This is a genomic window from Wolbachia endosymbiont of Dactylopius coccus (assembly GCF_977011065.1).
In genome coordinates this window covers 1,265,360-1,281,577 of sequence record NZ_OZ347065.1, presented here as the reverse complement: position 1 = coordinate 1,281,577, position 16,218 = coordinate 1,265,360, and the positions used below count along the sequence as shown (strand labels likewise).

Here is a 16,218-nt window from a genome sequence, read left to right as displayed (position 1 = left end):
ATGTCCGTTTTAGTAAATAAAGATACAAGATTAATATGCCAGGGTTTTACTGGTGCACAAGGTACGTTTCATTCAGAGCAAGCTATTGACTACGGGACGAAAATGGTTGGCGGTGTAACTCCTGGAAAGGGTGGTAGCACTCACCTTAATTTACCGGTTTTTAATACTGTAGCAGAAGCTAGAGAAAAAACTGATGCGAATGCCACGGTAATATATGTACCTGCTAAATTTGCTGCTGCTGCAATACTTGAAGCAATAGATGCAAAAATAGAATTGATAGTTTGTATTACAGAGGGCATTCCTATACTTGATATGGTGAAAGTTAAGCGCGCGCTTGTTGATTCAAAAAGTCGATTAGTTGGTCCCAACTGCCCGGGAATTATTACGCCTGAAGAGTGCAAAATAGGAATTATGCCTGGCCATATCCATAAGCGTGGACACATAGGAATTATGTCTCGCTCCGGAACTTTAACTTACGAGGCAGTAGCACAAACAACCGCTGTTGGTCTTGGTCAATCCACGTGTATCGGAATTGGGGGGGATCCAGTTCATGGTATGACATTTGTCGACTGTATGGAGCTCTTTTTAAAAGATGACGATACTCATGGTATTGTAGTTATTGGTGAAATAGGTGGAAACGAAGAAGAGGATGTATCACATTTTGTGAAAACAGAAAAAACTAAAAAGCCAATCGTTGGTTTTGTAGCAGGTCAAACAGCACCTCCAGGAAGACGTATGGGACACGCTGGAGCAATCATCTCTTCCAGTGGTGGAAGTGCTGGTGCAAAACTAGAAGTTATGCGGAGCGCCGGGATTGCAATTGCTGAAACCCCTGCAGTGATTGGTAAGAAGGTATTGGAAGTAATGCATTAGTGCCTAATCTAAAACGCAGCTGTACGAACGTTGTGATTTGAGGAGCAGTTTCTGCTAGAAAGGGTGTCACTCAAGTAGCTGACACTGGTTCACTCTATAATGGTGTCATCCGAGTAGCTGACACTGGAATCTCAACACCTCTTCCTGTCATTCCAGTCTGAAATCTAAATTTCTTTTTTTCTAGATCCCAGTGTCAAGCACTGGGATGACATCCTATGGACATCATGGGGACTACTGGGATGGTACGGTGGTAACAACTAAAGAAAAATATCAACTAGGTTTATAATCTATCACTACCGTGTTTGCAATTTTGTCATGAAAAGCTTGTTTATGTTCATCATCTACTGCACATACTAAAACTAGGATTAGTATAGCTAAAAGTAAAATAGGATTATAAAGCGATATACAGTAAATTATGAAAAAAGCGATGGTTCTTTTTATTGCTTGTATTAGAGTGATCTGCTCAAGTGTATCTTTGTCTCTTACACGCATGCTAAATAACAAGTGCCCTAGAGTGCCGCCAAATTTTACTAGCATGAATATATGAAATATACATGGTATCATTAAAAACAAAGAAAATACAATCGTGGTGATTACAATTATTGCACCCATGATCCCTTGTATTACGTGTGTAAGTGAGAAACCTACCGCTATTAAAGCAAATGGTATTGCGATAAATAAAATACAATCAACTATAAATGCTAGAATACGCCTTGTCATTGTTGAGTAGTTTACGTTTTTATCCATACACTGCCTATAAAGAAAAATATCAACTAGGTTTATAGTCTATTACTACTGTTTTTGCAAACCTGTCATAGAATGCTTGTTTACGTTGATCAAATACTGCAAACAAAAATAAAATTAGCACAATTAAAAGATATAGAAAAGTATAACCATGATAATGCAGATGAAGCAAAAAGCGAAAAATAATCCAGATGCTTCCCTTAGAAATGCATCTTATTGTTGCTTGTATTAGGGTAGCATTTGTAAATGTATTAGCATCTTTAATATGCATACCACACAATAGTTTTCCTGGGGTACCACCAAGTTTTGTTACCATTAATATTTTGGATATTGTTAGTGTTAATGTTGCGACCACTGTAAAAACTACAAATGGTATTTTTGTTGCTAGTTGTTCAAGTTCCTGAAAAAAGTCTTGATCTTCTAATGATGCGATGAATACACCATAGATAAAAGCAAAGATAAAATCAGGGAAAAATATGATGAGGTCAAGTATTTCTGCTACAATACGCCTTGTAAACCCTACATAATTTACTTTAACACTCGTTTCAGTATTCATATATACCCCACCTAATATTTTATGTTACCAACTAATATAAAGATACGTTATTAAATAACCGTAAATTTGGATAATATTGACCTACTCTATTATTTAAATTAACATTAAATCATTTACAGTTAGGGAAGTTATGTCAACACCAATCACAGTTGCATATGGTGATGGTATCGGACCAGAAATTATGGAAGCGGTGCTGTCGATATTACGCGAAGCGGAAGCGAAGATCTCAATGGATATTATTGAAATAGGTGAGCGTGTTTATAGTAAGGAATGGTCTCACGGAATTTCTCCAAGTGGTTGGGAATCAATTGAAAGGACAAAAATATTATTAAAATCTCCGACAACAACTCCTCAAGGTAAAGGCCACAAAAGCTTGAACGTTGCACTCAGAAAAAATCTAGGGTTGTATGCAAATATCAGACCATGCATTTCATATCATCCTGTGATAGAAAATAAATTCGGTAAGTTTGATATCGTAGTGATACGCGAAAATGAAGAGGACGTTTACACCGGAATAGAGCACAGGCTCACTGGTGACTCTTACCAATGCACTAAAATTATTACTAGATCTGGCTCAGAGAAGATATGCAGGTATGCTTTTGAATACGCGAAAAAACACAACAGAAAAAAAGTAACTTGCCTGACTAAAGACAACATAATGAAAATGACTGACGGAACTTTCCATGCAGCGTTTGATCGCATTGCAAAGGAATACCAGGACATAAAGGCAGAACATTATATAGTTGATATTGGAATGGCACGTGTTGCAACAGAACCCGAGAATTTCGATGTTATAGTAACCGAGAACTTATATGGCGACATATTATCAGATATAGTGGCACAAACCTCTGGATCTGTGGGGCTTGCCGGAAGTAGCAACATCGGAAATGAATACGCAATGTTTGAAGCAGTGCACGGTTCTGCCCCTGATATTGCAGGAAAAAACATAGCCAATCCTTCTGGTCTTTTAAATGCTGCAGTGCATATGCTAATTTACATAGGTCAAGTGGGTACTGCAAAACTAATCTACGATGCATGGCTGAAGACTTTGGAGGATGGAATACACACTGCCGATTTATATAAGGAGAAAAGAAGTAAACAGAAAGTTGGTACCAAAGAATTTGCAGAAGCTGTTATAGACAATCTAGGAAAAAAACCGAAAACATTATCTGAGCTTATAATTGGCAGTGATCCAAATAGTAAAGTGGATAAAATACAGGATAATTATGAACAGGATTATAAGATTAAAAAACTAGTGGGTAGCGATATAACGCTTGCTTGGGACAAATCCAGCAATTTTGATCAAGTAGTAAAGTTATTTGAATCAAGTAATCTGCAAATGATAGCAATATACTCAAAAGGACTGGCAATTTGGCCAGGAAGTTCAAAATCTTCAAGTGACCAAATAACCTGTAGGTTTATCGCAAATAATGAAAAGCAAGCTATTACAAATAGTGATGTAAATAACTTACTAATCAAACTCGAAGAACACAATTTTGACGTGGTGAGAATGGACAAATTGTATTTGTATGATGGGAAAGAGGGGTTCTTTTCTTAATTCTTTAAAAGAGGTGTGATAAATGAAATGGACTCAAAAAAAGTAGAATTGATATTTGAAAAGTTTCAACAATCAAATCCTGCGCCAAAAATAGAGCTAAATTACACCAATCATTTTACGTTGCTGGTTGCGATAGTTTTGTCAGCGCGGACAACCGATGTAAGCGTTAATAAAATTACAAAAGAACTATTTAGCATCACCGATACGCCAGAAAAGATGCTAGAATTGGGGCAGAACGAGCTGAGGAAACGTATAAGCAGTATTGGTTTATATAATTCCAAAGCAAAAAACATAATCGGGCTCAGCAAAATATTGATTGAGCAGTACAATAGCAAAGTGCCTACTGATTTCGATGATTTGGTATCTTTACCAGGGGTTGGGAGAAAGAGCGCTAATGTGTTCTTAAATTCAGGACTTGGTGTTCCAACATTAGCAGTTGATACTCATGTTTTTAGAGTAAGCAATAGAGTTGGGCTTGTGAAAGAAAAAGATGTATTTAAAACAGAGCAATCTCTTTTGAATGTGGTTCCAAAAAAATACCTACTTTATGCTCATCACTGGCTAGTTTTGCATGGTAGATATGTTTGCAAAGCGCAAAAGCCTTCGTGTGAAACGTGCATAATTCATGATTTATGTGAGTTTGAATGCAAGAGGTTAGTATCTCTTCTTTTGTAATTCAAGTAGCTGATGCTGGTTCCTTTACGACGGCAGTTCCTAGACATTGGTTCTTTTTTTCTAGATGCCAGTGTCAGCTACTTGAATGACACAGTGTGGAATATCATCCAAGTTACCCATTTGTGTCATCCGAGTAGCCCCTTTTTTGTCATCCCAGTACCCAGACACTGGTTCACTCTATAATGGCAGTGCCTCTATGACGTAATACCAATTCCCATTAAACGGCAAACAGATGGACAACAATGGAAGAAAAGCCATAATGAAGTAAGTAAAATAGTTGAGGTATAAATGGCACTAAGATCAAAATTATTGGATGAAGAAGTAGTAAAATCAGCAAAAGAAATGCTGAAGAAAGTAAGGAATAATGCATATGTTTCGAAAAAATTAAATGCTGTAATTGCAGCAAAAAAGTACAGTATAACGGCTGTAGCAAAAATATATTGCATTTCAAGAAGTGCACTAACTTCGTGGGTAAAACTCTTGAAATTTGGCAGAGAAGAAAAACTGTTTGCTCCTCCACAACGGCGTAGAAAAACTAAATTAAATCATGCTCAACTACAGCAAATTGAAGCATGGGTAGGAGAAAATCCTAATGTTACCATTAAAGAAATGAGAATAAGAATCCAGGAAAAGTTCGGCTTAAATATCAGCAAATCAACAGTACACCGCCATATGCAAAAGATGAAATTCTCATATATTACACCAAGACCGGTTCATAATGTACAAGATAGAGGTAAACAAGAGGAATTCAAAAAAAAATCTCAATGGAGCTATTAGTAATACCAATTCTCATTGTTGGTCATTCAAATAGGATACATAGCAGAGTTGTTTAATTGTGGAGTAGGTAAGAGAAGTAATAAATTTACACAAAGCACTCTCAAGCAAAGCAATAGTATCGTATATTTTATTGCGCAAAATGTTCTGTTTTACATACAACCAAAGCCTCTCAACTGGATTGAGTTCAGGTGAGTATGGTGGTAGGTATATAATCTCAATATTTTTAGGTACCTTTAAACTTTTCGACTTATGCCAACTAGCACAATCCATAACAAGAAAGGCTTCTCGTGGTCCCAAATATTGAGACATTTGCTCAAGAAATATATTCATACAATCAGTGTTGACATTCGGTGCAAACAAGCTAGAATTCTCCCCATTTCTAGGATTAACTGCACTGTAGAGATAAAAATTTTCCCTACCTAATTTTACCTTAACTTTTGTTCTGACGCCTTTTTTAAACCATCCATGCCCGGTCTTTGAATGTGTGCCAAACCGCGATTCATCGAAGAAAAACAGCTCTTTTTCAGAATACTTGCCAATAACTTCGTTGAGATTTTTTTTTGAATTCCTCTTGTTTTCTTTTATCTTGTACATTGTGTACTGGTCTTGGTGTAATATAAGAGAATTTCATCTTTTGCATATAGCGGTGTACTGTAGATTTGCTAATATTTAAGCCGAACTTTTCCTGGATTCTTATTCTCATTTCTTTAATGGTAATATTAGGATTTTCTCCTACCCATGCTTCAACTTGCTGTAGTTGAGCCTGATTTAATTTAGTTTTTCTACGCCGTTGTGGAGGAGCAAACAATTTTTCTTCTCTGCCTAATTTCAAGAGTTTTATCCACGAAGTTAGTGCGCTTCTTGAAATGCAATATATTTTTGCTACAGCCGTTATACTATGCTTTTTTGCTGCAATTACAGCATTTAGTTTTTTTGCAACATATGCATTGTTCCTTACTTTCTTCAGCATTTTTTTTGCTGATTTTACTACTTCTTCATCCAATAATTTTGATCTTAGTGCCATTTATACCTCGACTATTTCACTTATTTCATTATGGCTTGTCTTCTATTATTGTCTATCTGTTTGCCGTGTAATGGGAATTGGTATAAGTATCCAAAAAAAGAGCTATTTTTCTTTGATGAATCCAGGTTTGGCACACATTCAAAGACCGGGCATGGATGGTTTAAAAAAGGCGTCAGAACAAAAGTTAAGGTAAAATTAGGTAGGGAAAATTTTTATCTCTACAGTGCAGTTAATCCTAGGCTCTGTGGACAAAAAATATGAAGAGGGAGAAAAAAAGTGGTAGTTTAACCAAATGAACATAAAAATGGAGAAACTACCGAATGGAATATTATATAAAAGAAAGAAATTGGAAACAAATTTTAGAATTCATAAAAGGCATAAAAGGAATGCATAGTAAAGACGAAAAACGTTTAAGAATATTCATAGAAGCAGTGTGGTATATGGCGCAAAGTGGTTGCCAATAGCGACTTTTGCCGAAAATCTATGGCAATTACAGAAGTATACACAAACGATTTAAGAGATGGTGCGAAAGGGGTATTTGGAAAAATTTATTGGAGTACACAAAACAAGAGCCAGATTTAGAAGCCGTCATAATCGACGGTACGATCATTAGAGCCCATCCATGTTCGGCTGGATATACAAAAGATTCGAAGGATCAAGAGGCTTTAGGGCGAAGTAAAGGTGGCTTTACGACTAAAATTCATGCACTTGTTGATGCATTGGGAAATCCTTTAAAATTTATACTTACTCCTGGCCAGAGGAATGAAATTACACAAGCTGAAGTATTAACAAAAAATGTCTATAACTCCATTGTAGTAGCTGATAAGGGTTATGACAGCAATGCTTTTGTGGTCAGCCTTGAAAACAGGAAATGTGAAATCGTAATTCCATCAAAAAGGAATCGAAAAGTGCAAAGATACTATGATGAGCATATTTATAAAGAACGTCATTTGATTGAGTGCTTTTTCGGTAAAATTAAAAATTTTAGGCGCATTTTTTCCAGATTTGACAAGACCGCAGAGGTTTACATGGGATTTCTAAATTTTGTTGGAGCTCTCATATGGCTTCTCTAAAATTTTGTCCACAGAGCCTAGAAATGGGGAGAATTCTAGCTTGTTTGCACCGAATGTCAACACTGATTGTATGAATATATTTCTTGAGCAAATGTCTCAATATTTGGGACCACGAGAAGCCTTTCTTGTTATGGATTGTGCTAGTTGGCATAAGTCGAAAAGTTTAAAGGTACCTAAAAATATTGAGATTATATACCTACCACCATACTCACCTGAACTCAATCCAGTTGAGAGGCTTTGGTTGTATGTAAAACAGAACATTTTGCGCAATAAAATATACGATACTATTGCTTTGCTTGAGAGTGCTTTGTGTAAATTTATTACTTCTCTTACCTACTCCACAATTAAACAACTCTGCTATGTATCCTATTTGAATGACCAACAATGAGAATTGGTATAAGTAGCTGACATACAACTGTACGAACGTTGCGATTTGATGGTAACTCCCACCAAGAATGATGTCATCCCAGTGCTTGACACTGGGATCCAGGAAAATTGATTGTAAACGAGCAAACATTTTCGGTGAAATTACCAAAAAGCTGGATCCCAGTGTCAGCTACTCGGATGACACCTGTATTTCTCTTTGCCATCAATCCCTACTCTTTAATGTCATACTAGTACCTCTTTTTCTTGTCATCCCAGTGCCCTTACTACTTGGATCCAGGAAAAAGAATGATGTCATGAAAGTAGCCCCTATGATGTCATCCCAGTGCCCAGACACTGGGATCCAGGAAACTTAGTTGCAAGTAATGCATTGGGTTTGGTGAGTATGGGTTTTGCGTTATAGAATGAAGCACTTTTGGTGAATTTATAAAGAAAGCTGGATCCCAGTATCAGCTACTCGGATGACACCCTACTAGCAGAAGTTACTCTCAAATGTTTGTTCATGTTAGCTACAAACATTAAGAAATTTACTAAACGGAAAAAAAGGCAAAAAAAACCTAGGGTAGCTAGTTATTCACTATCCATTTTTTAAGTTGGCGTTTTTTTATGTTTTAAATAGCGTATTTCAGCTTGAAAACCTAGAAATTTGATAAAGACATAGAGTGCACATAGTGCAAAAAATTAAAAATAAGACGCCAACTACGTTGTTTTCTTGCTGTTTAATCTGCACAGATGAAGATAACTGAATACCTTCAGTCTCATGATAAGGGGGCTGGCGGAGTTTGTCAAGTAAGTTTTTTCGTTTCTGCGGGCTACCTGGGTGACACCAACAGTTGTATTTTATATTATCTTTTTGCTCTACTAGCACTCAAGTTTCCTATTTAAAATTTTTAATATTAAATTCAATTCATTTGGATTATTATACCGTATCATAACTTTACCCTTAGAATTACTGTCATTAATTTTGATCTTTAAACCAAGTTGAGAAGATATAGCACCTTCTAGTGCTGCCATATCTTGATTTTTAGTACACTTATGCTCTTTTTGATCATTATTTTGTTGTAAGTCTTTTATCAATTTTTCAGTTTGCCTAACGCTTAAGCCTTGGGAAACTATTCTTTCTGCAATACTTTCCGCATTTTCAACATTAATCAACGCTCTTGCATGGCCCATAGATAGCTTTTTTTCGTTGATCATTGTTTTTACTCCATCAGGAAGTGACAACATCCGAATCATATTGGTTATGTGACTGCGGCTTTTGCCTATAGTTGAAGCTAATTCTTCATGTGTATAGGAAAACTCATCTATCAGTCTCTTATACGCTTCACCTTCTTCTATTGGATTAATATCTTGCCTTTGTATGTTTTCAATAATGGATACTTCCAAGCATTCCTTGTCGCTCAGATCTTTTATGATAACGGGTGCACTATCAAGATTTGCAATCTTGCTTGCTCGCCAACGACGTTCCCCAGCTATTATTTCGTAATCATCATCATTTGAATCTTTGCGTACCACGATAGGCTGTATAATGCCACTTTTCTTTATCGAATTTGCAAGTTCTCTTAATGACTCCTCGTCAAAATGTTTCCTCGGTTGAAATTTGCTTGGGTGCAGTAATGAAATAGGCAAATGCTCTTGTTGATCTTCTTTATTATCATAATTATCGCCTATGAGGCCGGCAAGACCTCTGCCGAGGCGTCTATCATCCTTCATACTACGCCCTCGCTTACTAGTTTCTTCTCCTTACAACTGCTCGTGTGCTTTTTTAAAATTTCCCTTGCCAAACTTATATATGCTTGTGCACCAGGACATTTAAGATCATACACAATAGCGGGTTTTCCATGAGAAGGCGCTTCTGATAACCGTACGTTACGTGGAATAACAGTCTCATACAATGGGATGATAGTTTTGTATACTTTATCATTTAAATACTGGCAAATATCGTTTTTAATCTGTTCACTGAGTTTGTTGCGCCTGTCATACATTGTTAACACTATCCCTTCTATTGCCAAAAAAGGGTTTAGGTTATTTCTTTTTATCAGCTCTACAGTTTTAACTAAATGGCTTAATCCCTCCAAAGCAAAAAATTCACACTGAAGAGGGACAATAATAGAATTAGCAGCAGTCAAAGCATTTATGGTTAGAAGCCCAAGTGATGGAGGGCAATCGATGATTATATATTCATAATTATCGCGTATCTTCTCTAATGCGCTTTTTAGCACAAATTTTCCTCGCTCAAGTTGCGATAATTCAATTTCTGCAGCTGATAAATCAACTACTGACGAAATTAGTGATAAATTTGGAATTTCCTTTATATTGAAAATTGCCGATTCTATCAATTTATTTTCGCTGCTTAGTAGTATTTTGTATATATTTTTTTCTTCCCTACTACGATAAGAAATCCCGAGTCCGGTGCTAGCATTTCCTTGAGGATCAAGATCTACCAATAAAGTGCTTTTTCCCACAGCAGCAAAGGCTGTCGATAAATTTATACTAGTTGTGGTTTTGCCAACTCCACCCTTTTGATTTACTATTGCAATAATCTTGCTCACGCCTTTTATCTTATGTATAAAATAATTCTATTGTATATATGCAAGAAACTTTTGCATTAGAAAATTTTTTTGTTGTTAACCACACTAAAATTAGACTGTCTTTTTTGCTTTGTGTAACACACTTTGAACCTTGTTTCCTAATTCATTCAGAGTGAATGGTTTTGGCAAAAAGTGAAAATCTTCTATATTGATGTCATCACTCTTTAAAAAAGCATCTTCTGCATACCCAGAAATAAAAATAACGTTGATATTTGGCCTATGGATCAATGCTTCTTTAACTATTTCTGGGCCGCTCACCTCTGGCATGATTACATCAGTGATTATAAGATCTATGTGTTGACTTTTTTTACTGATTATTTCTAGCGCCTCGCTGCCTATGCTCGCTTCTATTACATCAAATCCTTTTCTTTTGAGTGCTTTAGAGATGAATTCCCTTACTGAATTTTCATCTTCAATCAATAAAATTATACCATTACCTTTAATTTCACTTACTACCGGTCTTTCTATTTCTTCACTATCTTCCTCTCTCAGATTTTCATCTGATATGTAAACCATGGGCAAAAATATGCTAAATTTAGTTCCATGATTTACTTTGCTAGCAACATAGATGTATCCTTCAGTTTGTTTAATAATGCCATATACAGTAGAGAGGCCAAGACCTGTACCAGAGGTAATATCTTTGGTAGAAAAAAATGGGTCAAATACCTTTCCAATTGTATCACTTGTCATTCCACATCCAGTATCAATTACTTCAATCACAACATAATTTCCATGTTCGATCGTTTCCTTGTCTGGAGAAAACATATCCTGAGATGTAGAATTTAATGAGTCAATCTTTTGATTAAAGGTTCGTATAGTTAATTCCCCGCCCTTTTCCATAGCAGCACTAGCATTGACTGCTAAGTTAAGTATAACTTGCTCTAATTGCCCTTGATCAGCCCTAACAGCACCCAAGTCTCTACCATAATAAATGTTAAATTTTATATTTTCACCTATTAATCTTTTTATCATTTCATAAAGATTAGCTATAGTTCTATTTACATCAATAATTTTTGGCTGCAAGGTCTGTCTTCTTGAAAAAGCAAGCAATTGTCTTACTAAATTTGATCCACGCTTTGCATTTTGCTGTATCTGTATTATATCTCCAAAAGATGGATCACCAGCTGAATGCTGGAGTAAAAGCAAATCGCAAAATCCTATTATCCCAGTCAATATATTGTTGAAATCATGCGCAATACCACCTGCTAACTGCCCTATAGCTTGCATCTTTTGATAATGCTCAAGCTTTATCTCTAGGTTTTTGTGTTCAGTATTGTCAATAAAATAACAAAGTATGAAGATCATTTTATTATGAAGAAACTTATTAAAATATATTTTTATGTTATTACCGCCGTTGAGCTGTACATCAAAAGACGCATTATTTATTCTATTACTCGAAAAATATTCACGTATTTTCACATGATAACTATCCAATATCAACGTAAAGATTGAATTATTATCTGACCCTGCAAGCTTTATTAGTGCCGTATTTTTCTTTACAAAGTTGCCGTTTATGTCACATTGTGCAATAGCAATTGATGAATTTGCAAAACAAGGGTGTAATTGATAATCAACAATATTTGATTCGGTTGGTGTTATAAAGCCATATATATAGCTATGGTTGTATTTATCACAAAATATAGCAGTGCTCATATAAGCCTTGAATGGAATACCACTTATAGTAAAAAACAAAATTTCATTATCGGTTGTTGTATTGTTATATTTAGATTGAGATATAAAATCACTGATTGAGCTACCTTTTTCCAGTTTTTTTAGTTCAAATATGTCTAAAAATCTTTTATTTACAGATAAAATCACCCCTTTGGCATTTGCAATGTAAGTTCCTATGCTGTGTTTTTCTATTAACTCTTCATATATCTGCTCCTTGTTTATCTGTGTTGCTTTTAATACAAAATACCCATCTGGCCTTGCTATTGGCACTAATGATAAATTTAAAATCTTATTACTATTTATAGCAATTTGGGGATTATCTGGTATCGGCTCAAAGAGCAAAAGAAAGTTAGATACTCTATTCTTCTTGTTTAAGGAAATGCATACCTGTACAGAAGAGTTATTTTTTAGTGCATGATAGAGTACTTTTTTGTCTGCTTCTGAAACATCTCCTATTTCAAGAATCTTGCCTAACGTAATGTCATCATCTATATGATCTTTAAACCTTTCGTAGAACCTTGCATCAGCATAAATAATACCTTCATCTTTATGTAAAATAAGGCAAAATTCTGTATTATGATTTAGTGCATTTGCAAATATTGCATTTTGAAATTCTATAGTGTTAAGTAGGTATCTGTAGCGTTTTACATTATATATCATAAAGAGAGTTGTTAGAATGCTAACTAATAAATTAATCTCTATATTAATATGCTGACTATATATATCAAAAAAGTAGAGTATCGATATTGCTACTGGAGGTAAGAGCATAATAACTGCCATCACAACAATTGACATTCCATAATTTCTTAGTATGAAGTCAACCCTGTTCTCTTTTTTGTTATCTATGTATCTCTTATTCATTATTGTTACTTGGCATTGTTGTACATACGAAAATGTTCTATTATATTGATTTAATTATTATAGATTTATTAACGTCTTTGATAGATAATTATCATCCAAATCTAATTAAGTTCCTTAAATATCAGATATAACAATGTTAATAAGCTAGCAAGAGAATATTATGGAAAAACAAAAAACACAAGCATTTAAATGGTTCTGTGCACTAAGAGATAAGATCATAGAATCTTTCTTATTAATTGAAAAACAATCATCCGCAGAGCCAAAGATCGAAAAGAGAAAGTGGGATCGCCCAGGTGGTGGAGGTGGTGAATCTACAATTATTTTTGGTAATGTTTTTGAAAAAGTTGGAGTAAACGTTTCAAAAGTACACGGAAAATTTGCAGATTCAGCCATTAATGAAATTCCTGGTGCAAGTGAAAGTAACGGAGAGTTTTGGGCAAGCGGTATATCTTTAGTGTCTCATATGCAATCGCCCCTTATCCCTGCAGCACATATGAACACAAGGCTGATATATACTTCAAAACAATGGTTTGGTGGAGGAATGGATTTTACGCCAATATATAAAAATGAAGAAGATTGCAAGTATATCCATGAATCAATCAAAATGACATGTGATAGATTTGACACCGGATATTATCCAAAATTTAAAGAGCAATGTGACAACTATTTTTTCTTACAACACAGAAAAGAGCCGCGTGGTATTGGTGGCATTTTCTATGATAATCTGAGTTCTGGCAACTGGGAAAACGATTTTGAGTTCACAAAAGCAGTAGGTGAAGCCTTTTTGGAAATTTATTTGCACATCATACGTAAACATATACAAAAATCTTGGACAAAAGAACAACGAGAAAATCAATTAATAAAACGTGGCAGATATGTAGAATTCAATCTGTTATACGATCGTGGCACAAGGTTTGGTTTAATGACTGACGGCAATCCAGATGCAATTATGATGTCAATGCCACCACTTGTTAAGTGGTTATAGAGAGCTGCTATTAGTAGAAAATAAATCATCATAGTTTAAAATTGTACCACAATAGCGAGCTTTTATATAGAGGGGTACAATCATGAACATAATAGATAAATTTTTAATTAAATCCACTAAAAATGGTAACACAAGGAGTGTAAGGCTAGCTTTAAGTCTTCATAATATAAAAAACAGCTTTGAGAAGTTCTTTTCTAAAATTAATCCTTTTAGAGATAGGGGATCATTTAATGTAAGTGGTGATCAAACTTTAACCTTGGCTTTAGAATACGCAGTAACAAATCTTGATCATAATGTAATGGAATTGCTTACTGATGCTGGAGCAAACGTTAACGCAATAGGCAGCGACAGCATAGGAGGTGTAATTTATAAATACGAGAGAGCTCTTGCTCATGAGAAAGAGGTTATGCCGATCTTTGGTAAGGAGTATTTCAAAGACTATAAGGAAAAATGTTGTTTAATGCTTGGTGAGTTAGTAGTAAATGGTGCAATGCCTCGAAATGTTGCAGAAAAGGAAAAAATATTGAACATTTTCAAAGAAAGAGAGGGTTTTGATGAGTTTAAAGAAGTAGTAAAGCTGAAACTTGAGGCTAACTCAGTTGGTAACATGATACCACCTAAAAAACCTCCTAGAACCTCTGAATATGAGCCAATAACTATGTACGCTGAGGTGAACAACAATGTAATACCACCTCAAAAACCTCCTAGAACTTTTGATTATAAGCCAAAGAGCACTAATTATGATGCTTTGCCTTCAAAAGAGCCAATTTACGCTGAGGTGTATGATGCTAAGGTTAGTAACTCATTAGGGGAGAATGGTTATTTGAGTGTATCAGAAGAATCTATTTATGCTGAAATATATGATTCACATAAAAAATCCACTGAAAATTTATCATTGGAAGATAGTGGTTATTTGAGTATATCAGAAGAACCTATTTATTGCACTATAGATGATCTTTCAGAACAAAAAAAGCCTACTAGCCTAAAACAGAAAGAGCCAGAACAGTCGTCAGAACCTATTTATGCTAGGGTAGATTTGTCCAAGAAAAGAGCAGAAAGAAAAGCAAAAGACATAAAAGCTAATTCTGGAACTTGCCATGGGTTAGTGCAAGATAAAGTGAATGATTGGCAAGTGAAGCTAAATGAGCTAAGTGCTAATAAGTCGATAAGTCAGCAACAGACTAATGATCAAAAAATTAAGACCAAGGCTGGCTTTAGTGTAGAAGAAATAAGGCAGAAATATGAGCGTAGAGATTCTGGCTACGATTCTGGCTATGATTCCGATACAAAAGTTGAACAACAATTAGAATTAGGATCTAAAACTCCTAGATCTGAAATAAATTCAGTGAATATTAAATATGGAATAGAGAAAGACGTTTGCGTCATAAAATAATTGACTTTGTGTGCATAATCAATATAACTTGAGTTATTCGCATTGACTCTTTCGTCTAGTGGTTAGGACACCACCCTTTCACGGTGGTAACACGGGTTCAAATCCCGTAAGAGTCACTCAAGTAGAATATAATTAAGGTTTTGAATGGGAAAAATTAGGCTTTATGTTGAAGAAGCTTTATCACAAGGCGTGAGTTTAGCACTTAATCCACAACAAAGTCACTATATTTGCAATGTAATGCGGCTTAAGAAGTATGATAATCTCTCTCTTTTTAATGGAAAAGATGGAGAATGGTTAGGAGAAGTAGTTAATATATCGTGTAAATTGACAAAAATTACACTCAAAGAATGCACTAAACAACAGCAATATGAGGAAAATTTATACCTGTATTGTGCCATGGTAAAAAGTCCTGCTTTGAACAACATAGTAAGACAGGCAACTGAAATGGGAGTAACCTGCATTCAATTTATTTCAACAGAACGTACAGTAGTAAAAAACATTAACATAAGTAGAGCAAAATTACAGGCAATCGAAGCTGCGGAACAATCCGGTAGGATAAGTATACCAGAGATTTTGCCTCCTATTAACTTTTGTGAATTGCCTGATTCCCAGAGTAAAAATTTTATTTTATGTGATGAAACAGGTAAAGCTGATAAAGTGCTGAAATGCAAGAAAAATGTTGCTATTATTGTTGGCCCTGAAGGTGGTTTTTCACCTTATGAACTTGATCTTGCCGACAAGTTTTGTCAAAAATTGAGTCTAGGAAAAAGAATTTTAAGGGTCGATACTGCTGTGGTTGCTGCACTAACTTTCACCAATGGATATAGCTAATACAAGCAAGGTTTGGGTCATAGAGAAATCTGGTTCAGTGTTGCATGCGCTAACAGTACAGGAACCAGTGTCAGCTACTCGGATGACAGGCTAGCCTGATAACCGTCATTCCGCTACGTGTTAGCGCCGCGGCGGTATGACGTAAGGCTGTGCTAGCTATAGGCGCATTATATGAAGGAGTACTAGCGAGAAATATTAAAAAAGAAATACTTACACTAAAAG

General features: G+C 35.3%; 13 protein-coding genes, 1 tRNA gene and 4 pseudogenes. 12 read left to right on the top strand and 6 right to left on the bottom strand.

All coding sequences use genetic code 11. The features are described 5' to 3' along the window. Positions 1–873: a succinate--CoA ligase subunit alpha gene (sucD, locus tag ACWHVF_RS06915; RefSeq protein WP_064125051.1), complete on the top strand. Its 873-nt coding sequence runs from the start codon at positions 1–3 to the stop codon at positions 871–873. 270 nt (positions 874–1,143) lie between these two features. On the opposite strand, the gene ACWHVF_RS06910 is transcribed toward sucD, so the two are convergent. Next, complete coding sequence (locus ACWHVF_RS06910; RefSeq protein WP_064125052.1) at positions 1,144–1,620, bottom strand: RDD family protein; 477 nt, start codon at positions 1,618–1,620, stop codon at positions 1,144–1,146. Positions 1,621–1,642: 22 nt separating this feature from the next. Then, positions 1,643–2,173 (bottom strand): RDD family protein, encoded by a 531-nt coding sequence (locus ACWHVF_RS06905; protein WP_064125053.1) that lies wholly within the window; start codon positions 2,171–2,173, stop codon positions 1,643–1,645. 130 nt (positions 2,174–2,303) lie between these two features. Between ACWHVF_RS06905 and icd the strand changes: the two genes are divergently transcribed. From icd to ACWHVF_RS06890, 3 genes and pseudogenes are all read left to right on the top strand, one after another. Continuing rightward, the gene (icd, locus tag ACWHVF_RS06900; RefSeq protein ID WP_064125054.1) at positions 2,304–3,731 is read left to right on the top strand and encodes an isocitrate dehydrogenase; all 1,428 of its coding nucleotides are present in this window, start codon (positions 2,304–2,306) and stop codon (positions 3,729–3,731) included. A gap of 27 nt (positions 3,732–3,758) precedes the next feature. Next, positions 3,759–4,406, top strand: a complete 648-nt coding sequence (gene nth, locus ACWHVF_RS06895) for an endonuclease III (protein ID WP_064125055.1) — start codon at positions 3,759–3,761, stop codon at positions 4,404–4,406. Between the two features lie 288 nt (positions 4,407–4,694). Continuing rightward, positions 4,695–5,162 (top strand): annotated as a pseudogene (locus tag ACWHVF_RS06890) (winged helix-turn-helix domain-containing protein); the annotation flags it as partial. Positions 5,163–5,195: 33 nt separating this feature from the next. Here ACWHVF_RS06890 and ACWHVF_RS06885 read toward each other — a convergent pair. Then, positions 5,196–6,207, bottom strand: a protein-coding gene (locus tag ACWHVF_RS06885) for an IS630 family transposase (protein ID WP_447933057.1) whose coding sequence is annotated in 2 segments (ribosomal slippage) — positions 5,196–5,744 and positions 5,746–6,207 — 1,011 coding nt in all. Because the reading frame shifts where the segments join, the coding sequence is not laid out codon by codon here. Positions 6,208–6,294: 87 nt separating this feature from the next. Here ACWHVF_RS06885 and ACWHVF_RS06880 point away from each other — a divergent pair. The 4 genes and pseudogenes from ACWHVF_RS06880 to ACWHVF_RS06865 all read left to right on the top strand — a co-directional run. Continuing rightward, positions 6,295–6,465, top strand: a pseudogene (locus ACWHVF_RS06880) (IS630-like element ISWpi10 family transposase); the annotation flags it as partial. Positions 6,466–6,527: 62 nt separating this feature from the next. Beyond that, positions 6,528–7,280: pseudogene (locus ACWHVF_RS06875) on the top strand (IS5 family transposase). Between the two features lie 7 nt (positions 7,281–7,287). Beyond that, positions 7,288–7,668 (top strand): annotated as a pseudogene (locus tag ACWHVF_RS06870) (IS630 family transposase); the annotation flags it as partial. 67 nt (positions 7,669–7,735) lie between these two features. Beyond that, positions 7,736–8,020 (top strand): hypothetical protein, encoded by a 285-nt coding sequence (locus ACWHVF_RS06865; protein ID WP_447933276.1) that lies wholly within the window; start codon positions 7,736–7,738, stop codon positions 8,018–8,020. 505 nt (positions 8,021–8,525) lie between these two features. On the opposite strand, the gene ACWHVF_RS06860 is transcribed toward ACWHVF_RS06865, so the two are convergent. The 3 genes from ACWHVF_RS06860 to ACWHVF_RS06850 all read right to left on the bottom strand — a co-directional run bounded on the left by ACWHVF_RS06860 (position 8,526) and on the right by ACWHVF_RS06850 (position 12,787). Continuing rightward, on the bottom strand, positions 8,526–9,377 hold the full coding sequence (locus tag ACWHVF_RS06860; RefSeq protein WP_064124992.1) for a ParB/RepB/Spo0J family partition protein: 852 nt from the start codon (positions 9,375–9,377) through the stop codon (positions 8,526–8,528). Beyond that, positions 9,374–10,216, bottom strand: a complete 843-nt coding sequence (locus ACWHVF_RS06855; protein ID WP_064124993.1) for a ParA family protein — start codon at positions 10,214–10,216, stop codon at positions 9,374–9,376. Before ACWHVF_RS06855 ends, ACWHVF_RS06860 begins: the two co-directional genes overlap by 4 nt. A gap of 90 nt (positions 10,217–10,306) precedes the next feature. Continuing rightward, complete coding sequence (locus ACWHVF_RS06850; protein ID WP_064124994.1) at positions 10,307–12,787, bottom strand: response regulator; 2,481 nt, start codon at positions 12,785–12,787, stop codon at positions 10,307–10,309. A 160-nt stretch (positions 12,788–12,947) separates the two neighbouring features. On the opposite strand from ACWHVF_RS06850, the gene hemF reads away from it, so the two are divergent. From hemF to ACWHVF_RS06830, 4 genes are all read left to right on the top strand, one after another. Next, entirely contained in the window at positions 12,948–13,772 is an 825-nt protein-coding gene (gene hemF, locus ACWHVF_RS06845) for an oxygen-dependent coproporphyrinogen oxidase (protein ID WP_064124995.1), read from the top strand. Between the two features lie 82 nt (positions 13,773–13,854). Continuing rightward, positions 13,855–15,165 carry a hypothetical protein gene (locus ACWHVF_RS06840; RefSeq protein WP_447933275.1) on the top strand — a complete coding sequence of 437 codons (1,311 nt, stop codon included), beginning with the start codon at positions 13,855–13,857 and terminating at the stop codon, positions 15,163–15,165. 44 nt (positions 15,166–15,209) lie between these two features. After that, positions 15,210–15,281: transfer RNA gene (locus tag ACWHVF_RS06835), tRNA-Glu, on the top strand. Positions 15,282–15,309: 28 nt separating this feature from the next. Further along, positions 15,310–15,996, top strand: coding sequence for a 16S rRNA (uracil(1498)-N(3))-methyltransferase (locus ACWHVF_RS06830; RefSeq protein WP_064125279.1), 687 nt, complete (start codon positions 15,310–15,312; stop codon positions 15,994–15,996). The last annotated feature ends 222 nt before the right edge of the window (positions 15,997–16,218 follow it).